Source organism: Pseudomonas sp. F01002 (assembly GCF_004402115.1).
In the GTDB taxonomy this organism is placed as follows: domain Bacteria; phylum Pseudomonadota; class Gammaproteobacteria; order Pseudomonadales; family Pseudomonadaceae; genus Aquipseudomonas; species Aquipseudomonas frigoris.
The window spans coordinates 14,231-40,056 of record NZ_SOPU01000011.1; the positions used below are offsets into that span (position 1 = coordinate 14,231).

At 58.2% G+C, this 25,826-nt stretch carries 22 protein-coding genes and 1 pseudogene; 6 read left to right on the forward strand and 17 right to left on the reverse strand.

The window, feature by feature from the left end:
* Positions 1–33 precede the first annotated feature (33 nt).
* Positions 34–1,380 (forward strand): Fic family protein, encoded by a 1,347-nt coding sequence (locus E3W21_RS05560; protein WP_134418742.1) that lies wholly within the window; start codon positions 34–36, stop codon positions 1,378–1,380.
* A 111-nt stretch (positions 1,381–1,491) separates the two neighbouring features.
* Here the strand turns inward: E3W21_RS05560 and E3W21_RS05565 are convergent, their stop codons facing one another.
* The 4 genes from E3W21_RS05565 to plsB all read right to left on the reverse strand — a co-directional run bounded on the left by E3W21_RS05565 (position 1,492) and on the right by plsB (position 5,912).
* Positions 1,492–2,181 carry a DUF4197 domain-containing protein gene (locus E3W21_RS05565; protein WP_129441585.1) on the reverse strand — a complete coding sequence of 230 codons (690 nt, stop codon included), beginning with the start codon at positions 2,179–2,181 and terminating at the stop codon, positions 1,492–1,494.
* A 29-nt stretch (positions 2,182–2,210) separates the two neighbouring features.
* Positions 2,211–2,609, reverse strand: a complete 399-nt coding sequence (locus tag E3W21_RS05570) for a YbaY family lipoprotein (RefSeq protein ID WP_129441587.1) — start codon at positions 2,607–2,609, stop codon at positions 2,211–2,213.
* A gap of 106 nt (positions 2,610–2,715) precedes the next feature.
* A complete protein-coding gene (locus E3W21_RS05575; protein WP_134418743.1) occupies positions 2,716–3,342 on the reverse strand; it encodes a hypothetical protein in 627 nt (208 codons plus the stop codon).
* 86 nt (positions 3,343–3,428) lie between these two features.
* Positions 3,429–5,912 carry a glycerol-3-phosphate 1-O-acyltransferase PlsB gene (gene plsB, locus E3W21_RS05580; RefSeq protein ID WP_134418744.1) on the reverse strand — a complete coding sequence of 828 codons (2,484 nt, stop codon included), beginning with the start codon at positions 5,910–5,912 and terminating at the stop codon, positions 3,429–3,431.
* A gap of 165 nt (positions 5,913–6,077) precedes the next feature.
* Between plsB and E3W21_RS05585 the strand changes: the two genes are divergently transcribed.
* Complete coding sequence (locus E3W21_RS05585; protein ID WP_008146705.1) at positions 6,078–6,287, forward strand: cold-shock protein; 210 nt, start codon at positions 6,078–6,080, stop codon at positions 6,285–6,287.
* Positions 6,288–6,422: 135 nt separating this feature from the next.
* Here the strand turns inward: E3W21_RS05585 and E3W21_RS05590 are convergent, their stop codons facing one another.
* The 4 genes from E3W21_RS05590 to E3W21_RS05605 all read right to left on the reverse strand — a co-directional run bounded on the left by E3W21_RS05590 (position 6,423) and on the right by E3W21_RS05605 (position 11,677).
* Positions 6,423–6,800: a hypothetical protein gene (locus tag E3W21_RS05590; RefSeq protein WP_008146702.1), complete on the reverse strand. Its 378-nt coding sequence runs from the start codon at positions 6,798–6,800 to the stop codon at positions 6,423–6,425.
* An 84-nt stretch (positions 6,801–6,884) separates the two neighbouring features.
* Entirely contained in the window at positions 6,885–7,694 is an 810-nt protein-coding gene (locus E3W21_RS05595; protein WP_134418745.1) for a putative RNA methyltransferase, read from the reverse strand.
* Entirely contained in the window at positions 7,694–8,845 is a 1,152-nt protein-coding gene (gene dapE / locus E3W21_RS05600; protein ID WP_134418746.1) for a succinyl-diaminopimelate desuccinylase, read from the reverse strand. Before dapE ends, E3W21_RS05595 begins: the two co-directional genes overlap by 1 nt.
* 240 nt (positions 8,846–9,085) lie before the next feature.
* Positions 9,086–11,677: a glycosyltransferase gene (locus E3W21_RS05605; RefSeq protein WP_134418747.1), complete on the reverse strand. Its 2,592-nt coding sequence runs from the start codon at positions 11,675–11,677 to the stop codon at positions 9,086–9,088.
* Positions 11,678–11,966: 289 nt separating this feature from the next.
* On the opposite strand from E3W21_RS05605, the gene tcdA reads away from it, so the two are divergent.
* Complete coding sequence (tcdA, locus tag E3W21_RS05610; RefSeq protein WP_371927044.1) at positions 11,967–12,785, forward strand: tRNA cyclic N6-threonylcarbamoyladenosine(37) synthase TcdA; 819 nt, start codon at positions 11,967–11,969, stop codon at positions 12,783–12,785.
* Between the two features lie 92 nt (positions 12,786–12,877).
* Here the strand turns inward: tcdA and E3W21_RS05615 are convergent, their stop codons facing one another.
* The 5 genes from E3W21_RS05615 to E3W21_RS05635 all read right to left on the reverse strand — a co-directional run bounded on the left by E3W21_RS05615 (position 12,878) and on the right by E3W21_RS05635 (position 17,134).
* Entirely contained in the window at positions 12,878–13,285 is a 408-nt protein-coding gene (locus E3W21_RS05615) for a SufE family protein (protein WP_134418748.1), read from the reverse strand.
* Positions 13,282–14,487 (reverse strand): aminotransferase class V-fold PLP-dependent enzyme, encoded by a 1,206-nt coding sequence (locus E3W21_RS05620; protein WP_134418749.1) that lies wholly within the window; start codon positions 14,485–14,487, stop codon positions 13,282–13,284. The genes E3W21_RS05615 and E3W21_RS05620 overlap by 4 nt, the downstream gene beginning before the upstream one ends.
* A 139-nt stretch (positions 14,488–14,626) precedes the next feature.
* Positions 14,627–15,661 carry a 2,3,4,5-tetrahydropyridine-2,6-dicarboxylate N-succinyltransferase gene (gene dapD, locus E3W21_RS05625; protein ID WP_123365799.1) on the reverse strand — a complete coding sequence of 345 codons (1,035 nt, stop codon included), beginning with the start codon at positions 15,659–15,661 and terminating at the stop codon, positions 14,627–14,629.
* 33 nt (positions 15,662–15,694) lie between these two features.
* Positions 15,695–16,057: an ArsC family reductase gene (locus tag E3W21_RS05630; protein WP_134418750.1), complete on the reverse strand. Its 363-nt coding sequence runs from the start codon at positions 16,055–16,057 to the stop codon at positions 15,695–15,697.
* Positions 16,058–16,651: 594 nt separating this feature from the next.
* Positions 16,652–17,134 carry a hypothetical protein gene (locus E3W21_RS05635; protein WP_256661530.1) on the reverse strand — a complete coding sequence of 161 codons (483 nt, stop codon included), beginning with the start codon at positions 17,132–17,134 and terminating at the stop codon, positions 16,652–16,654.
* A 422-nt stretch (positions 17,135–17,556) separates the two neighbouring features.
* On the opposite strand from E3W21_RS05635, the pseudogene E3W21_RS05640 reads away from it, so the two are divergent.
* Positions 17,557–17,883 (forward strand): annotated as a pseudogene (locus E3W21_RS05640) (Na+/H+ antiporter); the annotation flags it as partial.
* 39 nt (positions 17,884–17,922) lie between these two features.
* Here E3W21_RS05640 and E3W21_RS05645 read toward each other — a convergent pair.
* From E3W21_RS05645 to map, 4 genes are all read right to left on the reverse strand, one after another.
* A complete protein-coding gene (locus E3W21_RS05645; RefSeq protein WP_134418751.1) occupies positions 17,923–18,654 on the reverse strand; it encodes a M12 family metallopeptidase in 732 nt (243 codons plus the stop codon).
* Between the two features lie 159 nt (positions 18,655–18,813).
* Positions 18,814–20,013 carry a succinyldiaminopimelate transaminase gene (gene dapC, locus E3W21_RS05650; RefSeq protein ID WP_134418752.1) on the reverse strand — a complete coding sequence of 400 codons (1,200 nt, stop codon included), beginning with the start codon at positions 20,011–20,013 and terminating at the stop codon, positions 18,814–18,816.
* A gap of 43 nt (positions 20,014–20,056) precedes the next feature.
* On the reverse strand, positions 20,057–22,759 hold the full coding sequence (locus E3W21_RS05655) for a [protein-PII] uridylyltransferase (protein ID WP_134418753.1): 2,703 nt from the start codon (positions 22,757–22,759) through the stop codon (positions 20,057–20,059).
* 45 nt (positions 22,760–22,804) lie between these two features.
* Positions 22,805–23,587 (reverse strand): type I methionyl aminopeptidase, encoded by a 783-nt coding sequence (gene map, locus E3W21_RS05660; protein ID WP_123365851.1) that lies wholly within the window; start codon positions 23,585–23,587, stop codon positions 22,805–22,807.
* A gap of 373 nt (positions 23,588–23,960) precedes the next feature.
* Between map and rpsB the strand changes: the two genes are divergently transcribed.
* Entirely contained in the window at positions 23,961–24,698 is a 738-nt protein-coding gene (rpsB, locus tag E3W21_RS05665; protein WP_003219330.1) for a 30S ribosomal protein S2, read from the forward strand.
* A 192-nt stretch (positions 24,699–24,890) separates the two neighbouring features.
* Positions 24,891–25,754 carry a translation elongation factor Ts gene (gene tsf / locus E3W21_RS05670; protein ID WP_129441615.1) on the forward strand — a complete coding sequence of 288 codons (864 nt, stop codon included), beginning with the start codon at positions 24,891–24,893 and terminating at the stop codon, positions 25,752–25,754.
* The last annotated feature ends 72 nt before the right edge of the window (positions 25,755–25,826 follow it).

The following is a 25,826-nucleotide window of genomic DNA, read 5'->3' on the forward strand; positions in this document are numbered from 1 at the left end:
AACTCAGTTTTACGAGTTTTTGAGACAGCAATAATGAAAAAGCCGCCCATTTTGAGGGGAAGGACCGACCCGGTATTCGACCTGTTGGGGAAGTCGCCCCACAAGGAACGCCTCTCGGATTACCTCGCCTTGCTCAAGCCGATGGACGATCAGGGGCGTTATCTGCCTTTCGATGAGTTGCGCTACCGCTGGGCGCCGGGGCTGGATTCGAATCTGTGCTGGGCGCTGGTGAAGAAAGCCCGGACTGCGCAGCACTCAAGTCTTTTGCCGCTAGGCGAGCCGCTTCAATGGGGCAACTTCGTGCTCACGCCGTTGGCGCAGAAAGCTATTTCCGCCGTCGATCGGCAAGCCACAATGGCCGCGCTGGAGTACATGACCAGTCAGATCGGTGAACACGCGCATTTCAGTTATCTGTTGAATGACTTGATCGAAGACGAAGCCATCAGCAGCAGCCAGCTCGAAGGCGCGGCGACCACCACGCGGGCGGCCAAGGACATGCTCAAGCGCAATCGCCTGCCGCGCACGCCGGATGAGCGAATGGTGATCGGCAACTACAAGATGATGAATTTCGCCTGGGAAAAGCGTTATGACGCCCTGAGTGTCGAACTGATTTCAGCCATGCACCGGGTGGGTGTCGAGGGCATTGATGACCCGCAATATTCGCCGGGGGAGTTCAGGGCCAACGATGATGTGGTGGTGCAGGACGGCGAGGGCAACACCGTGCATACACCGCCGCCCGCAGCAGGGCTGTTGTCACGATTGCGGGTGCTGTCGACGTGGATCAACCAGCTCCACAACGATCCCGATCAAGTGGATTACCTTCATCCACTGATCAAAGGCATCGCACTGCATTTTGCTCTGGGCTATGAGCATCCGTTCCGCGATGGTAACGGCCGGGTCGCGCGGGCACTGTTTTATTGGTTCATGTTCAAGAATGACTTCTCTGCCTTTCGCTACATTGCGATCAGCATTTTGCTGCGCAGTGCGCCGGTGAAATACGGGCGGTCTTATCTGAACACTGAGGCTGATGACCTCGACCTGACTTATTTCATCGATTTCCAGTGTTCGGTCATCCTGCGGGCTGTCAGCGGTTTTACCGATGCTTATCGGAAAAGTCTGGCGTATGCCGAAAGCTTTGATCGCTGGTTGTTGGAGTCCGGATTTTTTGACCGATTGACCGAGAAGCAACGAGCCGTATTCCAGGTTGCCAAGAGCGGGATGGCCAAGGAGTTTACGGCGGTCAATGTGAAGGAGAATCTGGACTGTTCTTACAACACCGCGTCAGCCACGTTGAATGGGCTGGTCGAATTGGAGGTGTTTGAGAAAAGGAAGATGGGACGCGAGTGGGTGTTCTTTCTGCGGGCTGCATCGACTGCTTGACCCTATGTGGGAGCGAGCTTGCTCGCGATGGCGGTGTATCAGCCACAGTTAATGTCGACTGACACGGCCTCATCGCGAGCAAGCTCGCTCCCACAAGGTCGGTGTTAAGGCTTAGAGCGTACCGAAGACTTTCTTCGCCAAACTCGTCGCTGCCGCCGCAGGATTCTGGCGAATGGCTTCTTCCTGTTTACCAATCATCTCGAACAGACCGTTCAATGCCTGCTCGGTCACGTAGCTTTCGATGTTGGCGCTCTTCGCATCCACCACACCCATCGTCGCGGCTTGCCCGGCGAACGAGTTGTACTGCTTGGCCAGGCCCACCTGGTCGGTGGCTTGCTTGACGATTGGCAGGAACTTGACGCGGATCTGTTCGCGGCTGGTTTTGCTCAGGTACTGAGTGGCCGAGTCCTTGCCGCCGCTGAGAATGCCCTTGGCATCCTCCACGCTCATCTTCTTCACCGCGTCCACCAGGATCGGCTGGGCTTGCGTCACGGCGGTTTCAGCCGCTTTGTTCATGCTGGTTTCCAGCTGGTCAACCTGGTCGCCCATGCCGAACTGTTTCATCTTGCTGGCGACTTTGCCCAGTTTGCCCGGCAGCTCGATTTTCACGTCCGGGTTGTTGCTGAACCCGCCCGGCGTGCCGAGTTGTTTCACGGCCAGCTGCGCGCCTTGGGTCAGGGCATCCTTGAGGCCGCCGGTGGCGTCCTTTTGCGACAGGTCGTTGAGCGACAGCGCCAGGGCGCTGGCGGAGATCATCAGGCCTGCGCACAGGCCGGCGAAGCGAAGGGTAGGGCGGAACATGGCAGCTTCCTTTGTTCAAAAAATGAGAGTTAGCGAGCGGCGTCGACGCGGATTTTCAGAGGCTGCGGGTCGCTTCCATCCAGCTGCACGGCGTGATGTTCGGTGGTGATGAACATCAGCTCGCCGTTGACTTCGATCCGAGCGCTGACCGAATAACGATGGCCCGGTTTGACCTGCGTTGGATCGTAACTCAGATGAAACGGCAGCGGCACCTGGCCTTTGACCGGGCCTTTCTGTTCGTCGAGGACCACGGCGGGCGCGTCGGCCAGGGAAACGTCCTGCAAGCTCACGCTTAACGTGGCGCTCGGCGGCAGGGCGATGCGTTGCAAGTAGAAGACTTCGCCATCGAGGCTGGTTTTGGCGGCAGGTTGTACGGTCTGGCAGGCTCCGAGCAAGGCAGTAAGCCCCAGAAGCGAGAGTTTTTTCATGAGTTGAATCCCTGTCGTTGGCGCCCGAAGTAGATGAACGCCGACGACAATTTAACGGATTTTTCCGGTTATTTCGCCCTATGGATCTTTTGATATGCGCTTTTTTTCAAATTCTACTAAAGGGTTTCAATACAACGGACCCGGGATATACCGCAATTGAATTGTGGTATTCATTTTCAGTGGCTGTCAGCGTATAGCGTTTGCCAGGTACGACAGTCTCCGGGTCGTATTCCAGATAGAACGCCTCGGCCATTTCTTCGCTGATATGTATTGGCGCCAGTTGCGCAGTCGTATCGTCGTGCTCGTGGACGACAACAGTGACGGCGTGTTCAGGTTGAACCGCTTGAGGCGCTTGCGCCTGCAGGTAGAGGCGGCCAACAGGGCTGAGATGCAGGGTTTGTCGGTGCGGCGCACGATGGACAATCACGAAGTAGTCCAGGTCAATTAGCAGTGGAACGCCGTTGTGGGTCATGCTGATCGTGACAAGGTATTTGACGCTGATATCGGAATAGTTGTGCATGAATGAGAAATTCCAACGCCCGCTATACAGTTCCGGTTTGCGGGATTGCGCAACTTTGATGGGAGTGGTTGAGTTGGCAGTTTGCACGCTTATATAGGTTTCGCCTTCGCCATCATCCGGGGGTAGAAAGTCTTCAGGCAAACTGAAAGTTAGAGTGACGTAGTTGCTGGTGTTTTCTAATGGGTTCATCGCGATATCCGTATCGGGATTCAAGTGGGCCTCTATTAATCCATAATTGACAGGTTATAAGAACATCCTTGTTCCTATGGTTATTGTCAGAAAGTTACAGCCAACTCCAACTAAGCCTGATCCGCCGCATCTTCACTGCGATGCAACGCGACCTGACGGATCGACAAGCGAATCTCCGCCGGCAACACCCGCTTGGCCGCGCCTTCGGCCAATTCGCCGAGCAGTTCGTGATAGCTCAGCTTGCCGGCTTCGTCGCGCTTGAGTACATCCAGATCCAGCATTGTCTGGATGAAATGGCGGAACAGGCTTTTGTCGAAGAACTCCGGGGCGTTGAGGCCATGGAGGATGGACAGGCGCTGGGCCATGACCGTGCACAGGTCTTCCAGCTCTTCGGCGCTGATGCTGTTCTGACCGCTATTGAGCAGCAGCGAGACCGTCATGTAGAAGCGTTGCAGGGTCTGGGCGATGCTTTTCGACAGCAGAGTCAGCAGCACGAAATGCCGCGAGCTCGGTGCCGGACGCAGGTAAACGTCATTCTCAAAACGCAGCAGACCTTGCTCGACGAAGGCTTCGAGCCATTGGTCGATCACCGCATCCAGCTCGTCCAGCGACCAGCGAATGAACAGCTCCGATTGCAGGTACGGGTACAGCGCGCGGGTGTAGCGCAGGATCTGTTCGCGGCTCATGCGCGAGGCGCTCTGGAAGAAGCTCGCCAGCAACGCCGGCAAGGCGAAGATGTGCAAAACGTTGTTGCGGTAGTAGGTCATCAGGACGGCATTCTGTTCGTCCAGATACAGAATCTTGCCCAGGGCATCGCTCTGCTCGGACAGAAGATCCATGTCCTTCACATGCTCGATCAACGCGCGGCAGTCACCTTCCGGCAGAGTGGTGTGCGGTGAGTACGGGACCTTGCGCAACAGCGCCAGGTACAGATCGAGCACCCGCGCCATAGCGCGATCATCCAGCGCGAGACGGCTGGTGGACAGCAGCGCCAGGGCCACGAGGTTGACCGGGTTGATCGCCGCCGCTTCGTTCAGATGCTGCGCGACTTTCTCGCCGAGGCGGTTGGTGGTTTCGTTGAGCCAGGCCGGTTTGAACTGTGGGCCGAGTTCCTGTTTACGCCAGTCCGGCTGTTCGCTGTCGAGGAATTCCGCCAGTTTGATCGGCTCGCCGAAGTTCACCGCCACTTGACCGAAACGCTGCTTGAGCGCGCCGATGACTTTGAAGATGTCGAAGATAGATTCTTTTTTCTTGCTCGCGCCACGCAGTTCGCCGAGGTAGGTCCGGCCTTCCAGCACACGCTCGTAACCGATGTAGACCGGGATGAAGACGATCGGCATCCGCGACGAACGCAGGAAGCTGCGCAAGGTAATCGCCAGCATCCCGGTTTTTGGTTGCAGCATGCGCCCGGTGCGCGAACGACCACCCTCGACGAAGTACTCCACCGGGAAGCCTTTGGTGAACAGGGTGTGCAGGTATTCGTTGAACACCGAGGTGTAGAGCGGGTTGCCCTTGAAGGTACGGCGCATGAAGAACGCACCGCCGCGCCGCAGCAGGCTGCCAATCACCGGCATGTTGAGGTTGATCCCGGCGGCGATGTGCGGCGGGGTCAGGCCGTTGCGAAACAGCAAATAGGACAGCAGCAGGTAGTCGATGTGGCTGCGATGGCACGGCACGTAGATCACTTCGTGACCCTGAGCGACCTTCTGCACGCCTTCGATGTGGTTGACCTTGATTCCGTCGTAGATCTTGTTCCAGAACCAGCTCAGCACCACTTCCAGAAAGCGGATCGCGGTGTAGGTGTAGTCGGAGGCGATCTCGTTGCCATAGCGCAGGGCTTGGGCCTTGGCTTTCTCCGGGGAAATGTTTTCACGCTCGGCTTCGTCGAGGATCGCTTGCTTGACCAGCGGCTGATTGAGCAGGCCTTTGACCAGGTTGCGGCGGTGGGAAATGTCCGGACCGATCACCGCTGCTTTCAGGTTGCGAAAATGCACCCGCAGAATCCGCTGGGCCATGCGCACGGTGCGCTCGTGGCCCTTGTTGTGGTCGATCAGCTCGCGCAAATGGATCGGTGCCGAGAACTGCACCCGGGTTTTGCGCCCCAGCACGATGATGCTCAACAACCGACGCAGGCGCCCGGTGACTGCCCAGCTGTCGGCGAAGAGCAGTTTCCACGGGCTCGATTCGCTGTCCGGCGACTGACCCCAGAACACGCTGACCGGAATGATCTGCGCATCTTCGGCGGCGTTCTGGCTCAGGGCGCTGACCAGGCGAGTCAAGGTCGGCGGTGCACCACGCTTATCCTGACGGCCGAGCCAATCGGGCTCTGGCGTCAGGTAAAAGAACGCGGCGGGTTCCTCCAGCGTACCTACCGAGACCGGCAACACCGGGCGGGGCAAACCCGCCTTGCTGCACTCGGTATCGACCACGGCCAGGTCGGTCAGCGAAGGGTTTTGCAGGACGTAGAACACCGGACGGCTGCGGTCGAGGTTGAGGGTGAACGACGACTGATTGATCGTCTCCGAGCGAACCCAGAGATACAACAGTCGGCGCAGGGTGCCAAACACAAGACGGCGGAGCGGGGAACGGGTCATACGGCTTCTGCATGAGTGAATAAAACCGAGCGTTTGCTCGGGCGGTCGATAGTGTGCCGTATTCGCCGAAAATCGGCAAAAAAGCGCCTAAGTAAACTTGAGTTGAGAGTTTTGGCGGCTGTCATATACTCGGCCGTTCAAAATAAAAACAAGGGGGGTACAGATATGGCTACGCGCGAAACCGGCAATGTGAAGTGGTTCAACGATGCCAAAGGTTACGGATTCATTCAGCGCGAGGACGGGGTGGACGTGTTCGTGCACTACCGCGCGATTCGCGGCGAGGGGCATCGCTCGTTGGCTGAGGGCCAGCAGGTTGAATACGGCGTGGTGACGGGCGAGAAGGGCTTGCAGGCCGAGGATGTGGTGGGGCTCTAAACCCACTCTTCAGATCACACAAAATCAATGTGGGAGCGGGCTTGCTCGCGAATGCGGTGTGTCAGTCGACATAAACTTTGACTGACACACCGCATTCGCGAGCAAGCCCGCTCCCACATTTGATCCGCTTCGTTTTTAAACAGTTTTCCAGGTGATCTCTTCTTCACCGTCAGCGCTGATGCGCATCCAGCGATCCGCTGTCTCTTCACCTTCTTCTTCGACCCAGCTACCCGGTGCGCAACGCACTTCGACGTTCAGCGCGGCAAAGGCGGCGCGGGCGCAGGCGATGTCGTCTTCCCACGGGGTCTGGTCGCTGTCCAGGAACAGGCTGTTCCACTTGCCCACGGCTTTCGGCAACCAGGTGACCGACACGTTGCCGGCCTTGCACTTGTAGGTCTGGCCTTTCTGGACCCAGTCGGTGCATGGGCCCAAAGCAGTGCCGAGCCAGGCTGCGACGGCTTTATAGTCGACGTCGGCGTCTTTCAGGTAAATCTCGATATCGGGTTGGCGCATGGATGTCCTCACTGCGGGTCTGAAAAATCCATTCGCGGATTTAGCCGGCCTACGGCAACTGCCGAAGACCAAAAAATTAAAGAGTTATTGAAGAACAAAGTAATCGTAGCGCATTGAAACAGTGACCTCGAACGGCTCGACCTGTTCGATGACCGACGCCCGGCGTTCGGCACTGGCGCGCCAGCCGTGGGGCGTCATGGCCAACAGGTTCGCACGGTCCTGACCCTTTTCCAGCGTCAGTTTGAACTCCAGAGTTTCGCTGTGTTGCAACGCCATGCCTTCCGGCACCAAAGCCAAATGCTTGTCGTCGGTGTATTCACGCACTTCGTCGTACAGACGCTCGCGCAATTCCATCAGATGGCCGCTGGTCGGCCCGACTTTCATCAAGCCACCACCGGGGCTGAGCAGACGTTTGGCTTCCTCCCAATCCAGCGGGCTGAAGACACTGGCGAGAAACTGGCAGCTGCCAGAGGCCAACGGCACCCGCGCCATGCTGGCGATCAACCAGGTCAGTTGCGGGTTGCGTTTGCAGGCGCGTTTGACCGCTTCCCGGGAGATGTCCAGCGCGTAACCGTCGGCGTTCGGCAAAGCCTCGGCGATTTGCGCGGTGTAGTAACCCTCGCCACAACCGATGTCCAGCCAGCGCTGAGGCGCGTATTGCGCCGCCAGTTCGGCCAGACGTTTGGCCACTGGTGCGTAATGACCAGCGTTCAAAAAGTCGCGTCGGGCTTCGACCATCGCCAGGTTATCCCCAGGGTCGCGGCTGTTCTTGTGCTGCACCGGCAACAGGTTCAGGTAACCCTGACGCGCACGGTCGAAACGATGCCCAGCAGGGCAGGCCACGCCGTTGTCCACCGCGTTCAGCGGTTCACTGCAGATCGGGCAGGCCAGCATCAGGCGAGCAACTTGATCAGGGTCTGGTAGTAGATTTCGGTCAGCACATCCAGGTCGGCAGCCAGCACGCGCTCGTTGACCTGGTGAATCGTCGCGTTGACCGGGCCCAGTTCAACCACCTGCGTACCCATGGTCGCAATGAAGCGACCATCGGAGGTGCCGCCGCTGGTGGACGCCTTGGTTTCACGACCGGTGATGTCCTTGATGCTCGACGCGACGGCATCCAGCAACGCACCCGGTTCGGTGAGGAACGGCAGGCCGGACAGCGCCCAGTCGATGTGCCAGTCCAGGCCATGCTTGTCGAGGATGTCAGCGACGCGCTTTTGCAGGCCTTCAACGGTGGATTCGGTGGAGAAGCGGAAGTTGAACACCGCCACCAGATCACCCGGAATCACGTTGGTCGCGCCGGTGCCGGAATTGACGTTGGAGATCTGGAAGCTGGTCGGCGGGAAGAAATCGTTGCCGTGGTCCCAATGCTCGGCGGCCAGTTCGGCCAGCGCCGGGGCGGCGAGGTGGATCGGGTTTTTCGCCAGGTGCGGATAGGCCACGTGACCCTGCACGCCGCGCACGGTCAGCTTGGCGCCGAGGGAGCCGCGACGGCCATTCTTGACCACGTCACCCACCAGGGTGGTACTCGACGGTTCGCCGACGATGCACCAGTCCAGACGCTCCTTACGGGCGGCAAGGCGTTCGATCACCGCTTTGGTGCCGTGGTGCGCCGGGCCTTCTTCGTCGCTGGTGATCAGGAAAGCGACCTTGCCCTTGTGATCCGGGTAGTCGGCGACGAAACGCTCGGCCGCCACGGTCATGGAAGCAAGGCTGCCTTTCATGTCGGCCGCGCCACGGCCGCAGAGCATGCCGTGTTCGTCGATCACCGCGTTGAACGGGTCGATCTGCCAGGCGGTGACCGGACCGGTCGGCACCACGTCGGTGTGACCGGCGAAGCACAGTACCGGACCGTCGTGTTTACCGTGGGTGGCCCAGAAGTTATCCACATCTTCGATGCGCATCGGTTCCAGCGTGAAACCGGCATCGCCCAGGCGCTGCATCATCTGCTTCTGGCAATCGGCGTCGACCGGCGTCACGGACGGACGGCGGATCAGGTCGATGGCGAGTTGAAGGGTCGGCGAAAGGTCGGCGTGGGCCGTCATGGAAAACTCCGGAAAACTTGAATATGGGCGCGGTCTAAATGTGGGAGCGGGCTTGCTCGCGAATGCGGTGTGTCAGTCAGCATAAAAGTTGATTGTTACACCGCATTCGCGAGCAAGCCCGCTCCCACAGGTTTTGAGTACGGTCAGAAAGACCGTATATCACGCCAAGGCCTGCAAAATGGCGGTTATCTTAAAGCAAAACGGCGGCCATTGGCCGCCGTTTAGTGCATCCGGAATGATTTAGACCGCCGGAGCCGTCTCGCCCTCGACCTCCGGTTTCGGCAGGGAAGACAAGAACGCCATGATCAGCGCCGCCAGGTACGGCAGCGACTGCACGAGCAACATCGTCACCCAGAAGCGCATGTCGTTGCTCGGCAGGCCGTTCACCAGGAAAATCCCCAGTGCCGCGCTCCACAACAGCAGCATGATGAACATTTCTTCGCGAGCTTCCGAAATCGCCACCCAGAAGCCGTGATTATCGGCGTTTTTCGGGGTGCGGAAGAACGGAATGCTGCTGGTGAAGAAGCCGTACAGCACCGCTTTGGCGATGGTGTGCGACAAAGCCAACCCTGCCAATGCCGCGCAGAACGCATCCTTCAGGTTGACCCCGACCGCACGGCGGTAGAGGAAGATGATCTTGCCCACCTTGAACACGAACAGCGCCAATGGCGGGATCGCGAAAATCAACAACGGTGGATCGACCCGCTGCGGCACGATGATCATCGCCGCCGACCACAACAAGGCGCCGACGGTGAAGAAGATGTTCATGCCGTCCGCCACCCACGGCAACCAGCCCGCGAGGAAGTGGTAACGCTGGCCCCGGGTCAGCTCGGTGTCCTTGCCGCGCAACAGGCTTGCGGTGTGACGCTTGATGATCTGAATCGCACCGTAAGCCCAGCGGAAACGCTGTTTCTTGAAGTCGATAAAGGTATCGGGCATCAAGCCTTTGCCGTAGCTGGTGTGGTAATACGCCGCCGACAGGCCTTTTTCGAATACGCGCAGACCCAACTCGGCATCTTCACAGATGCACCAGTCAGCCCAGCCCAGTTCCTCGAGCACCGAGCGCCGGGTCATGGTCATGGTGCCGTGCTGAATGATCGCGTCACGGTCGTTACGGGTGACCATGCCGATGTGGAAGAAGCCTTTGTATTCCGCGTAGCAGAGCTTCTTGAAGGTGCTTTCGTTCTGGTCGCGGTAATCCTGTGGCGACTGCACCACGGCGATTTTCGGATCGGCGAAGTGCGGCACCATGTGCTTGAGCCAGTTCGGGTCGACGCAGTAGTCCGAGTCGATCACCGCAATCACTTCGGCATCCTTGGCGGTGTGCGGAATCAGATAATTCAGCGCGCCGCCCTTGAAGCCGGCCAATGGCGCGACGTGGAAGAACTTGAAGCGCGGGCCGAGGGTTTCGCAATAATCGCGCACCGGTTCCCAGACCGCCGGGTCCTTGGTGTTGTTGTCGATGATCAGGACTTCGAAGTCCGGATAGTCGAGGTTGGCCAGGGCGTTGAGGGTCTGTTTGACCATCTCCGGCGGCTCGTTGTAGCAAGGCACGTGAATCGAGACTTTCGGTCGGTAGTCCGAATCGCCGACCACCGGCAGAAATTCACGCCGACGCTTGTGGGTCCAGACCGCTTCGGCCAGTTCATGCGCCTCGGTCAGCAGCACGATAAACACCCCGAGTGCGCCAAGGGCAAGCAAGAAGCCCACCGTCAGGCTGAACCAGGTGCTGTATTGCTGGCTGTAGTCGTAACCGATCCACACCAGCACCGAACCACAGAGGAACGCGATGAAGGTCAGGAAGGTGCGGCCGCGTTGACGCAAGGCCGAGCCGTCGATCATCAGCAGGGTCAGCGACAGCAGAGCCAACACCACCGAACCGATGGCCAGCACGCGCCATTGCGGGATCGCGACGACCGGGCCTTCAAAGTTGAATTTCTGCTGGCGCGCGGCGTTGAAAACGCCCCAGTAAGCGCCCACGGAACCTTCATCACTGGCCTTCCACGGTTGGTCAAAGGCTTCGATCACGAAGTAGTTGAAGCCCTGGCGATTGAGCTTGTTGACCAAGGTCCGCAGATAAATCGCCTGGTCTGCCGGCGACGCGTCGGCGCCACCGCGCATACGACCGTTGCTCGGCCAGCCGACTTCGGACAGCAGCAGCGGTTTTTTCGGGAACATCTTTTTCAGGTCACGGGCGCGGTCGAGTACGAACTGCCCGGACTGCTCCATCGGAACATGTTCCCAGTACGGCAGGACGTGGGCGGCGATCAGGTCGACGTGCTTGGCCAGGCTCGGGTTTTCTTCCCAGACGTGCCATTGCTCGGAGGTCGTCACCGGAACCTTCACTGCCGCTCGGACGCGATCAAGGATCACGCTCAGTTCGGCGGCGGTAATTTCCTTACGGAAGATCGCCTCGTTACCGACCACCACGCGAACCACGCTGCGGGAGGTATTGGCCAGGTCAATGGCGCGCAGGATTTCACGCTCGTTGCGTTCCAGGTCCGGGCTGATCCAGATACCCAACGTCACGCGCAAACCGAATTCTTCGGCGAGCTTGGGAATATCCCCCAGGCTGCCATCGACCGAGTAAGTGCGGATGTTGTCCGTCAGCTTGGTCATGATCTCCAGATCGCGACGCATTTCATCGTCGGTCGGATATTGCTCTTTTTGTGGGTACTGCCCTTGCTGGAACGGCGAGTACGAAAAGCCGGAGATCTGTTCAGGCCAGTTGGGGGCGGTGACCGGGCGATTGATCAGCGCCCAGAAGCCGGTAAACAAGGCAGCGATGGCGAGCACCACGACCAGGTTGAGTCCAAATTTACGCGATGACATAGCTTATTCAGGTTCCGGAGGCTGTGGAACGAAGGAACGGTCTGCGGCTGGCTGCTAAAGGGGCAGGGGGCGCGCATCCTACACCGGGCGTTCACTGACCGTACAGCGGACAGGGAAATGCCGGACGTTGGGCAATCCAACTCGGTTTAAGTTCTTTCGTTGGACCTTGTAGGTTAAATCTTGGTTCTGTGTAGGCTGATTAAAGAGGTAAAGACGCCCGTTCATAGCCCAAAGGTGCTCTTGGCCGCTGACGGCCCTATAATGCGCGCCGGTTTTTGGGGTAATGGTCATGAGTACAGAAGATCCGCGGTTTGCAGGCATCGCCCGTTTGTATGGCATCGACGGCCTGGAGCGTTTGCGCGCGGCCCACGTGGCGATCGTCGGCGTTGGTGGCGTCGGTTCCTGGGCGGCGGAAGCCGTCGCCCGTTGTGGCGTGGGCGAGATTTCGCTGTTCGACCTGGACGACGTCTGCGTCAGCAACGCCAACCGTCAGTTGCACGCGCTGGACAGCACCGTCGGCAAACCCAAGGTTGACGTGATGGCCGAGCGCCTGCGCGGGATCAACCCGGACTGCACCGTGCACGCGGTGGCGGATTTCGTCACCCGCGAGACCATGGCCGAATACATCACGCCGAACATCGACTGCGTCATTGATTGCATCGACAGCGTGAATGCCAAGGCTGCGCTGATCGCCTGGTGCAAACGCCGCAAGATCCAGATCATCACCACCGGCGGCGCGGGCGGGCAGATTGATCCGACGTTGATTCAGGTTTGCGACTTGAACCGGACCTTCAATGATCCGTTGGCCTCGAAAGTGCGCTCGACCTTGCGCCGGGATTACAACTTCTCACGCACCGTGACCCGCCACTACAGCGTGCCGTGCGTGTTTTCCACCGAACAACTGCGCTACCCGAAACCGGATGGCAGCATTTGCTTGCAGAAGAGTTTTGTCGGGGATGGCGTGAAGCTGGACTGTGCCGGCGGGTTTGGTGCGGTGATGATGGTGACGGCGACGTTTGGCATGGTCGCGGCGACCAAGGCTGTGGATAAGATTGTGGCCGGGGTTCGGCGCCCCGCGGATCGCATTAAACCTCAAGCTGAAACGTAAACCCGCGTAGGAGCTGCCGAAGGCTGCGATCTTTTGATCTTTAGCGTGACCACTGGCGCCGAAGATCAAAAGATCGCAGCCTTCGGCAGCTCCTACACGTCGCTCAGGCTCTGCATTCGCTGTAACACGGCATTAAGGCCATTACTGCGCGAAGGGGACAGTTGCCGGGAAAGCCCAAGCTGATTAAACCAATCCGGCAAATCCACTTGCTGCAGCTCAACCGCCGACAACCCGTTAACCCGCGCCAGCAGCAACGCCACCAGCCCGCGAATCAACCGCGCATCGCTGCTCGCGGCAAACTGCCAGTGACCATCCTGCAATTCACCCACCAACCACACCTGGCTTTCACAGCCATGCACGCGGTTGGCGTCGATCTTATCCACATCGCTCAATGCTGGCAGACGCTCCCCCCATTGCATCAACAGCCGCGCCCGTTGTTCCCAGCCGGCAGCATTCTGAAAAGTCTCCAGCGCGGTGGCCGCATCGGCAGGCAAGTTCATCGCAACAACTCCAGCGCCTGATCCAGCGCTTCAAAGAACCGCTCCAGGTCTTCGGAATCGTTGTACAGCGCCAACGACACCCGGATCGCCCCGGCCAGTTCAAAACGCTTGAGCAATGGCATGGCGCAATGATGACCGGCGCGCACCGCGATCCCCTGTTCGGTCAGCAAATGCGCCAAATCAGAGTTATGCACACCCTCGACGACAAAACTGGCCAGCGCCAGTTGCGGCTTGCCCAGCAATCGAATGCCGTTGCGTGCTTCAAGGCCTTTGAGCAAATAGTCATGCAGCGCTGCTTCGTGGGCGGACACGGCGTCCTGATCAAGCCCGGCCAGATAATCCAGCGTTGCCCCCAGACCAATCACACCGGCAATCGGCGGCGTACCCGCCTCAAACCCCAGTGGCGCCGGGCGAAAGCGAGCGGTGTGGTAATCCGCATCCAGCACCATTTCACCGCCGAATTGCCAATGGCGCAGTTGCTCAAGCGCTTCGTTGCGTCCGAACAGCACGCCCAGCCCATCGGGGCCGTAGAGCTTGTGACTGGAAAACACGTAGAAGTCGCAACACAGTGCCTGCACGTCGTGCCGGCCATGAACCACGCCTTGGGCGCCATCGACCACGGTCAGCGCGTTATGCGCCTTGGCCATCGTCAGGAGCGCGGGCAACGGCTGCCAGGCGCCAAGTACATTGGACAGCTGACTGACCGCCAGTAAGCGGGTTTGCGGACCGATCAGCTGCGCGGCAGCATCAAGGTCAATCAAACCGTCGGCGTCCAGTGGCAGGATCACCAGCTTCAGGTCGCGGCGGTGGGCCAGTTGCTGCCATGGCAACAGATTGGCGTGATGCTCCAGGGCGCTGATGACAACTTCATCGCCGGGATTGAAAAGATGTTCCAGGCCATAAGCCAGGAGGTTCAGCGCAGACGTTGCGCCATGGGTAAAGATGATCTGCCCGCAATCGCCGGCATTGAGCCAATGGGCGACTTTGCTGCGGCTGGCCTCGAACGCCTGGGTGGCGTGGGCGCCGGGCAGGTGTTGCGCCCGATGCACGTTGGCCGCGCCGTTGGCGTAGTAATGCGCCAGGGCATCCAGCAGGGCTTGAGGTTTTTGCGTGGTGGCGGCGTTGTCCAGATACGTCTGGTCTTGCCGTTGCAATGCGGCGATGGCCGGAAAATCGGCGCGCCAGGGAGAGGGAATCATCATGTGTTGAGCCCTGTGAACTTGGGCGGGTGTACACCGGACCTTGTGGGAGCTTGCTCGCGATGGCGTCCGTCAGGGCGCCAAAAAGCATCGCGAGCAAGTCGAATCGTCGCACCGTCGCTCCCACAGGTGCCTGCGGCACTTAGTTGTGAGCGTGCAGCGCTTCGTTCAGTTCGATCGCCGATTTGTGGGTTTTGCATTCCACAGCGCCGGTTTCCGAATTACGGCGGAACAGCAGATCCGGCTGACCGGCCAGTTCACGAGCCTTCACGACTTTGACCAGTTTGTTGTTTTCGTCCAGCAGCGCCACTTTGGTACCGGCGGTCACGTACAGGCCCGATTCAACGGTGTTGCGATCGCCCAACGGAATGCCGATACCGGCATTCGCGCCGATCAGGCAGCCTTCGCCGACCTTGATCACGATGTTGCCGCCGCCCGACAGGGTGCCCATGGTCGAGCAACCGCCGCCCAGGTCCGAACCCTTGCCGACGAATACGCCAGCGGAAACGCGGCCTTCGATCATGCCTGGGCCTTCGGTGCCGGCGTTGAAGTTGACGAAACCTTCGTGCATCACGGTGGTGCCTTCGCCGACGTAAGCGCCCAGACGAATACGTGCCGCGTCAGCGATACGCACGCCGGCCGGAACCACGTAGTCGGTCATTTTCGGGAATTTGTCCACCGAGAACACTTCCAGCAGCTCGCCACGCAGACGGGCTTCCAGTTGATGCTCGGCCAGTTCGGCCAGGTCGATTGCGCCCTGGCTGGTCCAGGCCACGTTCGGCAGCAGTGGGAACACACCCGCCAGATTCAGGCCGTGCGGCTTGACCAGGCGATGGGACAGCAGGTGCAGCTTCAGGTAGGCCTCAGGGGTGGAGGTCAACTGAGCGTCTTCGGCCAGAATGGTCGCGACCAGCGGCTTGTGGCTCTCGGCCAGACGGGTCAGCAAGGCAGCCTGGGCAGCGTCGACGCTTTTCAGGGCTTCAGCCAGTTGCGACGCCTGAGCGGTGGTGAACGCGATGGCCTGATTGCCTTCGGTGTAGCCCAGAACAGGCGCGATGGCAGCGACCAGTTCGGCCGACGGGTTGAGCAGTGGCTGCGCGTAAAACACTTCCAGCCATGCACCTTGACGGTTTTGAGTGCCGACACCAAAGGCCAGGCTGAACAGGGTAGTGGACATGTTGATACCTCTAACAAAATGGAACGGGCTGCCTTACTTGAGCGCTGCCGCGTAGATATCTGGCTTGAAGCCAATCAGGGTTCGGTCACCGAGATCGAGCACCGGGCGCTTGATCATCGAGGGTTGTGCGAGCATCAGTTCGATGGCTTTCGGCTGATCGAGATCGGCTTTGCGTTCGTCGTCGAGCTTGCGAAAGGTCGTGCCTGCACGGTTCAACACCACTTGCCAGCCGTGCTCGTTGCACCATTGGGTCAGGTGTTCACGGTCGATTCCGACCGTTTTGTAATCATGAAAGTTGTAGCTGACAGCGTGTTCATCGAGCCAGGTGCGCGCCTTTTTCATGGTGTCGCAGGCTTTGATGCCGAAAAGGTGCAACGTTTTACTTGAAACGGTCAAGGAATTGCCCCCTTTGCAGGTGCTGGAAATAAAAGGTGACGGATTATGCCATGACCGGACGGTTTCGCGTCGGTCGTGGTTGATATGCCACCGCAAAACCTGTGGGACCGAGCTTGCTCGCGATGGCGGCGCAGCAGGCAACCATGATGCTGAATATTATGGCCTCATCGCGAGCAAGCTCGCTCCCACAGAGATTGCGGTGTTTGCGGTGTGCGGCATTGGTACAACGGCCAGCCAGCAGTCTAAGCGGATAATATGGCACTTCCACTGCAGCCTGTTGCCTGAAGTGTGCCGCTTCGGCTGGGCAATACCTTAGTCTGAATAGATCTTGTGCATGCATCGCTGGTCAAGTTGGCGGGGTAACCGTATTGCATCCCTCCAGCCCGCCATCGATGGTGAAACTGTTAAATACTGAGTAATGCCTGAATAACTATTTGCTGTAAGCACTTTTACGTGTTTCGGTAATCATTTAAGTGCTGAGTAATTTTGAAGCTGTTTCTTTGTCTGGTCGCAGGGGAAGTGTCGGCGCAAGTACCTTGTCAGAGGGGGAACTGCCATGGTGAATAAGGGCGGTGTAACAGGCGTTTGGCTGGATTAGGGGTAAATTCGACGAATAAACGCGATGTCGGCTGCGCTGATATGTGGGTTTTCTGTTTGCTTCCAATCACCCAGGGTGTACTCGTTGGATATCTCATAGTGCATGACCGAATGTCGGTCATACGCCGCATAAGTCCGGCTGGCATCGCGGGGGAGAGGAAAGACGTTCAGGTCCACCTGCGCCCTCGACCAACCAAATTTTTGTCGATACAACTCGTAGGTTTTTTCCTTGTCCCAAGGAATGTTTGCCTCAGGATGTTGATGCGCGTGCATCAAACCCAAAGCGTGTCCGAACTCATGAATAGCGGTGAATTCAAAGCGGGGCGAGGAGTAGCTGGTTCCCAGTAACATGGTTGGACTATGAGCTTGAACCGCCAGAGCATCTGTTCCGATTTCCGACCTCCCAGTCCCATCATAGTGATGAGACAAGTAAACGCGGATATCCCCCTCGTATTCCATGTCGTTGTCAGAAAGCTCCACAAAATCGAACGTGAGGTTGACGTAGGGTAGCCATTTGCTGGCTGCAGCCTTTACTGCCTGGAAAAAATCCTCGTCATGTCGGGAGATTGCGATCTTTAATGTTCTGCCAGGTTTCCAGTATTTCGTGTGTTCAGCGACGCTTCTTTTTTTCGGTTTGATTTGTGTTGAGTGGAATTGTCGGGGCGTTCAGAAGTTGCTACTTCATAGGAAGCCAGTTCGTGAATGCTTTTGATGATGCTGCAGGGTTTAAAGTTTGGCATTGACAGTGTCCTTGTTGGCCGCTTCCGAGAAAGTTCGGAAGTTGCGGTAAAGTTTGAGGTTAGTCGTTGGAGGGTTATGGGGTAAGGTTGTGATTTCTTAGTGTTTGTTGCTGGGTGGTTAAGTTCGGCCTGCACTACGTTGCGCAGTGCTGGCGAGAACTAAAAACCGCACGAACGGCCATTCATGCGCTCGAAGCCGAAGAAGCCAATCCTCAGGGCGCCGCTCAGTCCACGCTGGCTGCAGAGCTCAAGGCGCGGATCATGTCCGATTATCGGCATTAACGGGAGGTGTTCAACGATTCGGCGGAGGCCCAGGCACTGGCGTTTCAGATGAACTTGCTGGAGCGACGACTGCGGTTGAAGGCGCTGCGAGCGCAGCGCCTGGAGTTGTACAAGCTCAGTCGTCATCACCAGATTGGGGATGACGTGTTACGAGAAGTATTGGGTGAGCTGGACTTGAGTGAGGCCAATCTTGGGCTAGCTAAATAGTCTAACCGTGCTCACTCGAATCTATGGGCCACTTGACTGCTAACGTTTGGGATAAAGCAACTTCATAAGTTTTTTATCTTTTTTACTGATCTTTCGATTAATAGGGATTTCCCAATCGCCCAGTGTCAGCGTGTTAGCCACCGGGTGGTGCATGATGGACTTTCTGTCGTAAGGCCTATAAATCGCTGCGATCGTATCGAAGGAAGCAAAGAGGTTTCTGTCGACTTGCTCTTTGGTCAGCGGATTCATCTCGCGATTCTGATAGAACGCATACACTTTCGGTTTATCCCAAGGGATATCAGCGTCGGGGTGTTGGTGTTCGTGCATCGCCCCTAATGCATGCCCGAACTCATGAATCACGATCACTTCAAAGTCGTGATGTTCAGGTTTGACACCCAGGTTCATGGTTGGCCAGTCCGGATGAATCAATAGAGAATCAGTGCCCAGCATTGAGCTGTTGTCATTGTTTTTTGTTGCGATTCTGATGTCACCCTCGAGCCCATCAACGAAGTCGAAGCGCAGATTGATATAGGGCAGCCACTGGCTAGCCGCATTGATGATCTTCTGTTTGTGTTCATCGTCGGGGCCGTCGATAAACGCGATTTTGAGTGTGCGTCCGTTTGCCCACAGTTTTGAATAATTGATCAGAGAGCGCTTGCGACGAGCGCCGCCGCCGGTGCCGGCATTCTCAGGGTTCTCGTTGATGGCGGCTTCGTAGGATTGTTGATCGTCGGGCCATTGGATAAGGGTGCAATCTTCAATACTGTTCATTGGCTACTTCTTCCTTGAAGTGAGGTTGTGTGAATACGCACGCTAATGCGCTGCACGAGAGTAAAGGGGACTATGCAGTTCGGTAAGCTTTGATTTCGGCTGAAGTGTTACCGGTTATAAAAGTGTACCCGCACTGCGTTGCACAGTGCGGGCGGGAGACTACTTGTTGCGGGTAATAAACGCGCGAATTCGTTCTGCGGCTTCGATGCATTCGGCTAACGGCGCGACTAAAGCCATGCGCACACGACCAGCGCCCGGATTAGCGCCGTCGACGTCACGGGACAGATAAGAACCCGGCACCACAGTCACATGCTCTTCGACAAACAGGTCGCGGCAAAACGCTTCGTCATCACCATCAACGCTCGGCCACAAGTAAAAGCCGCCATCCGGGCGCTGCACATCCATCACCGGGCGGAGGATCTCCAGCACCGCATCGTATTTCTCGCGGTACAGCGCACGGTTGGCACGCACGTGCACTTCGTCATTCCACGCGGCAACGCTGGCCAGTTGGGTCTGAACCGGCATCGCGCAGCCGTGGTAGGTGCGATAGAGCAGGAAGCCTTTGAGAATGTCGGCATCACCGGCCACAAAACCCGAGCGCAGGCCCGGCAGGTTGGAGCGCTTGGACAGACTGTGGAACACCACGCAACGCTTGAAGTCCTTGCGGCCCAGTTCCACGCAGGCGCTGAGCAGCCCGGCCGGCGGGGTTTGTTCGTCGAAATACAGTTCGCTGTAGCACTCGTCGGCGGCGATCACGAAGTCGTATTCGTCGGCCAGGGCGATCAGCTTCTTCAGGGTCTCGACGGGGATCAGTGCGCCGGTCGGATTGCCCGGCGAGCACAGGAACAGGATCTGACAGCGTTTCCAGATGTCAGGGGAAACGGCGTCGAAATCAGGGTTGAAGCCGTTTTCGTCCAGGCACGGCAGGTAATGCGGCTTGGCCCCGGCTAGGAAAGCGGCGCCTTCATAGATCTGATAGAACGGGTTCGGGCTGACCACCAGTGCATCGTCGCCACGGTTGACTACGGTCTGGGTGAACGCGAACAGCGCTTCGCGGGTGCCATTGACCGGCAGCACGTTGCGCGCCGGGTCGAGCCAGCCTTTTGGAACGCTGAAACGACGTTCGCACCACGCGGCGATGGCTTCACGCAGGACCGGGATGCCGAGGGTGGTCGGGTACACGGCCATCTGATCCAGATTGCTTGCCAGGGCTTCGGCGACAAAGCTTGGCGAACGGTGTTTCGGCTCGCCGATGGACAGTGCGATGGCACGTTTGTCCGGGTTTGGCGTGACGCTGCCGAGCAGGGCGCGGAGCTTCTCGAACGGGTAGGGCTGCAATTGGTTAAGAGCGTTGTTCATCGGTGCGGGGTCTCGTTCAAAGCGGCTGAATCCTGGCGCGCAATCAGATGCTGATGCGCGACAGTTTGATATCGGGTTCGTTACTGACGGTCAGCTGTTCGACGATTGCATCCTGCAAGCGGCTGCACAGCAATGGGTCGGACAACGGCTGGTTGTTCGCGTCGGTGATGAAGAACACGTCTTCCACGCGCTCGCCGAGGGTCGCAATCTTGGCGTTCTGCAGCGATAGATCGAATTCGAGGAAAATCGTGCCGATCCGCGCGAGCAAGCCAGGGCGGTCGGGGGCGCTGAGTTCCAACACGGTCACCGGACGCTGGGCGTCGTTGTGGATCGTCACCTGTGGCGCAAACGCGAAATGTTTGAGCTGGCGCGGTACCCGACGCTGAATGATGGTCGGGTAGTCGTCCGGGTTGCGCAGGGCTTCGGTCAGGCCTTCGCGAATCTGTTTGACCCGCGCCGGGTTATCGCCGATCGAGTCGCCGTCGGTGTCGAGCACGATGTAGGTGTCGAGGGTGAACTGGCTGCTGGAGGTGATGACCCGGGCGTCGTGAATGTTCAGGTTGAGCTGGTCCATTGCCGCCACGGTCACGGCGAAGAAGTCGTGCTGGTCCGGCGCATAGATAAAAATCTGCGTGCCGCCTTCGAACTCGCGCTGGGTGGTTTCCTTGATCAGCACCAGCGGCCCGCCATCGGCCGGCTGCTGGAGGATCGCGTCACTGTGCCAGGCCACGTCGCCGGCGGTGTGGCGCAGGAAGTAGTCATCGCCCAATTGCGCCCACAACTGCTCGACGTCGTCCGGATCGGTGCCGCCGCGTACCAGAATGTCCAGCGCTGCGCTCTGGGTCTGGCGAATCTGCTCTTCGCGGTCCACCGGGTTTTCCAGGCCACGGCGCAAGGCACGCTTGGTCTCGGTGTAGAGCTGGCGCAACAGGCTGGCGCGCCAGGAATTCCACAGCGTCGGGTTGGTGGCGTTGATGTCGGCGACGGTCAACACGTACAGATAATCGAGGTGAGTTTCGTCGCCGACGATTTGCGCGAAATCGTGGATGACCTGCGGGTCGGATAAGTCCTTGCGCTGGGCGGTGGTCGACATCACCAAATGGTTCTGCACCAGCCAGACGATCAGGCGGCTGTCCCACACCGGCAACTGGTGGCGTTGGCAAAAGGCTTCGGCATCCACGGCGCCGATTTCCGAGTGGTCGCCATGCCGGCCCTTGCCGATGTCGTGGTACAGGCCGGCCAGGTAGATCAGCTCGGGTTTGGGCAATTTGCCCATGAGCTTGCTGGCCAGCGGGAATTTTTCCGACACCTGGGTGTACTGCAACTTACGCAGGTGCTTGATCAGGTTCAGGGTGTGAGCATCGACCGTATAGATGTGAAACAGGTCGTGCTGCATCTGCCCGACGATGAAGCCGAACTCCGGCAAGTAGCGCCCGAGGATGCCGTAACGGTTCATCCGTCGCAGGTTGCGGTGGATGCCGATCTTGCACTTGAACAGTTCGATGAACAGGCTGGTGTTGCGAATATCGTTGCGGAAATCGTCGTCGATCAGGTGACGGTTTTCTCGCAGCAGACGAATGGTGTCGGCGCGCACACCTTTGATTTCCGGCTGCTGGGCCATCAGTACGAAGATTTCCAGCATGGCGAACGGAGTTCGGCGGAACACGTTGTCGTTGCGCGCCTCGATGTAACCGTCGTGCAGTTGGAATCGCGAGTTGATCGGCTGCGGCGGCGCTTCGTCTTCCGGCGCGAGGATGACTTCCTCGAAGTGCTGGATGATCAGGTCGCTTAGCTGGGCAATGCTCATGACCACCCGGTAATACTGCTGCATGAAGTTTTCGATGGCTTGCTTGGCGTCATCGCCTTTGAAGCCCAGCAGCCCGGCGATGGTGCGCTGGTGATCAAACAGCAAGCGGTCTTCGGAACGGCCGGCGAGCATGTGCAGGGCGTAACGAACCTTCCACAGGAATTCCTGGGAGGAGGCCAGCAGGGCGTTTTCGCTCTCGACCAGGAAACCTTCGCCGGCCAGGGCCCGCAGGTTCAGGGTGCCGTATTCACGACGGGCCACCCACAGAATCGTCTGAATATCCCGTAGGCCGCCGGGCGAGCCTTTGACGTTGGGTTCCAGGTTGTATTCGGTGTCGTTGTATTTGTGGTGACGGGCCTTCTGCTCGGCGCGTTTGGCCAGGAAGAAGTCCTTGCTCGGCCACATGTGTGCGGTGCTGGTGACATCCAGCATGCGCTGGCGCAAGCGCTCGGGGCCGCAGATGGTACGGCTTTCCATCAGGTTGGTGACGACCGTCAGGTCGGCGCGGGCCTCCTGGACGCACTCGTCCACGGAGCGAACGCTCTGGCCGACTTCAAGGCCGATGTCCCACAACAGCGTCAGAAAACGCTCGATGGAATCTCGGAAAACTTCGTGATCGGCGCTGTCCAGCAGGATCAGCAAATCGATGTCGGAATAAGGGTGCAACTCGCCGCGACCGTAGCCGCCGACCGCGACCAGCGCGATGTTGGCTTCGGAACTCAAGCTGAACTGCTCCCAGGCCTTTTGCAGGATGTTATCGACGAACCAGGCGCGATCCTCGATCAACCGGCGAATGTCGCGGCCGCTGCGAAAGCGCTCGTCGAGCACCTCGCGGGCCTGGCGAATCGCCTTCTTGAAGGCCGCGATCGGGCTTGCCTTCAGGGCCAATTCAGCCTGGAACTGGCCACGGTCGAAGAGTTCGGGATCCACCTGCGGCATCGATTGGCTTTCCTGTCTATAAGGCTGAGGAGCTGCGCGCCCGGATCAGGCCGAAACGCGCGGGATGGTGTCGTCGGCGCGCAGGGTGAAGATCTCGTAACCGGTTTCGGTTACCAGCAGGGTGTGTTCCCACTGTGCCGACAGCTTGCGGTCCTTGGTGATCGCGGTCCAGCCGTCGCCCAGTACCTTGGTGTCGGCTTTGCCTTGGTTGATCATCGGCTCGATGGTGAAGGTCATGCCGGCTTTCAGTTCCATGCCGGTGCCGGCGCGGCCGTAGTGCAGGATCTGCGGCTCTTCATGGAACACCTTGCCGATGCCGTGACCGCAGAATTCGCGAACCACGGAAAAACCGTTCTTTTCAGCGTGCTTCTGAATGACTTCACCGATGTCGCCCAAGCGGCAGCCGGGTTTGACGATTTCGATGGCCTTGTACATGCATTCCTGGGTGATTTGCGACAGGCGCTCGGCCCAGACCGGCACGGTGCCGACATGGAACATGCGGCTGGTGTCGCCGTGGTAGCCGTCCTTGATGACGGTGACGTCGATGTTCAGCGTGTCGCCATCCTTCAATGGCTTCTCGTTCGGAATGCCGTGGCAGACCACGTGGTTGATCGAGGTGCAGATCGACTTCGGGAAGCCCTTGTAGTTGAGCGGGGCAGGGATGGCTTTCTGCTCGTTGACGATGTAGTCGTGGCAGATGCGGTCCAGTTCTTCAGTTGTAATGCCCGGCTTGACATGTTCGGCAATCATTTCCAGCACATCGGCGGCCAGTTTGCCGGCGATGCGCATTTTTGCGATGTCCTCTGGGGTTTTGAGGGTGACGGTCATACAGGCTCTCTCTGCGCTCGATGGCGCCTTCTAAAACGGAATGGGCGTTGCGCGGTCGATCTTCGCGGCCCTGAAAAACGCGATTCTAACAGACGAGCAGCGCAAATCTGAGCCTCTGTGCATCGCTTCTCCTTATAGAATGGCGCATTCTTGGAGGATTCCAAGGGCTGGAACCAAAGCACGCACCAGGATTTAACAATCCGGGTTCCGTTTTTTTCAGCCTTGTGATATAAAATGCGCCGCTTTCCGGGGATCCCCTGAAAAGCCTAAATCCACACACGTGTCGACACGATGACCTGGGTGCCTTCAGCTGATGCTGCTGGTTGGTCATTGGGATACGTGGAGGCCAAACCCGACTTATTAAGGAACTATCATGTCCCAAGTCAACATGCGCGATATGCTGAAGGCCGGTGTGCACTTCGGTCACCAGACCCGTTACTGGAACCCGAAAATGGGTAAATACATTTTCGGCGCGCGTAACAAGATCCACATCATCAACCTTGAAAAAACCCTGCCAATGTTCAACGAAGCTCTGACTTTCGTAGAGCGTCTGGCCCAGGGCAAAAACAAGATTCTGTTCGTCGGCACCAAGCGTTCCGCTGGCAAGATCGTTGCTGAAGAAGCAGCACGTTGCGGTTCGCCGTACGTCGATCACCGCTGGTTGGGCGGCATGCTGACCAACTTCAAAACCATCCGTGCTTCCATCAAGCGTCTGCGTGACCTTGAAGTGCAAGCCGAAGACGGTACTTTCGCCAAGCTGACCAAGAAAGAAGCGCTGATGCGCACTCGCGATCTTGAGAAGCTCGATCGTTCCCTGGGTGGTATCAAGGACATGGGCGGTCTGCCAGACGCTCTGTTCGTTATCGACGTTGATCACGAGCGCATCGCGATCACCGAAGCCAACAAGCTGGGCATCCCGGTTATCGGCGTAGTCGATACCAACAGCAGCCCGGAAGGCGTTGACTACATCATCCCAGGCAACGATGACGCAATCCGCGCTATCCAGCTGTACATGGGTTCGATGGCTGACGCTGTAATCCGCGGTCGCAACCACGTTGCTGGCGGCACCGAGCAGTTCGTTGAAGAAGCTCCGGTAGCAGCAGCTGAGTAATTGACGCCTTGGCGTTGACTCAGTAAGCAAAAAGGGGGCTTGGCCCCCTTTTTGCCACCTCGAAAACCGTTTGTCGGTAGCGCAGTTGCATTGTCTGTAGCATGCAGCGACCCGCAGCGGTGGTTCGGGAAGAATTGATCGCCCGTTCGATCGGGTGGAATGGTTGAAAACCTATCCAAGAGGAATTTTGAAATGGCAGAGATTACTGCAGCGTTGGTCAAAGAACTGCGCGAGCGTACTGGCGAAGGCATGATGGACTGCAAAAAGGCCTTGACCAAGGCTGGCGGCGACATCGAGAAAGCCATTGATGACATGCGTGCTTCGGGCGCCATCAAGGCTGCCAAGAAAGCTGGCAACGTTGCCGCTGAAGGCGCGATCGCTCTGAAGGAAGACGGTAAATCCGCCGTTCTGCTGGAAGTGAACTCGCAGACCGACTTCCTGGCTCTGCAGGACGACTTCAAGGCATTTGTTGCTTCCAGCGTTGAAAAAGCGTTCGCTGACAAACTGACTGATGTCGCTCCGCTGATCGCAGCTCAAGAAGCCGATCGCCTGGTTCTGGTCGGCAAGGTTGGCGAAAACGTCAACATCCGTCGCCTGGCTCGCGTTGAAGGTGACGTTGTTGGTGGTTACCTGCACGGCAACAAGATCGGTGTTGTGGTTGCCCTTAAAGGCGGCACCGTTGAGCTGGCCAAGGACATCGCTATGCACGTAGCGGCCACCAACCCTGAATTCCTGCTGCCATCGGAAGTTTCCGCTGAAGCGGTCGAGCGTGAGAAAGGCGTGTTCCTGACCCTCAACGCTGACAAGATCGCCGGCAAGCCGGAAAACATCGTTGAAAACATGGTCAAAGGTCGTATCAGCAAGTTCCTGGCTGAAGCGAGCCTGGTTGAGCAGGCGTTCGTCAAGAACCCTGAAATCAAGGTTGGCGAACTGGCCAAGAAAGCCGGTGCTGAAATCGTTTCCTTCACCTACTTCAAAGTAGGCGATGGCATCGAGAAGCCGGTTGACAACTTCGCTGAAGAAGTTGCTGCCCAGCTGGCTGCCGCCAAGCAATAAGACGGTTTTTTAACTGTCGCCCTGAAGAGGCTGCCCGCTCACGCGCGCAGCCTCTTTTCAGATGGGGCACCA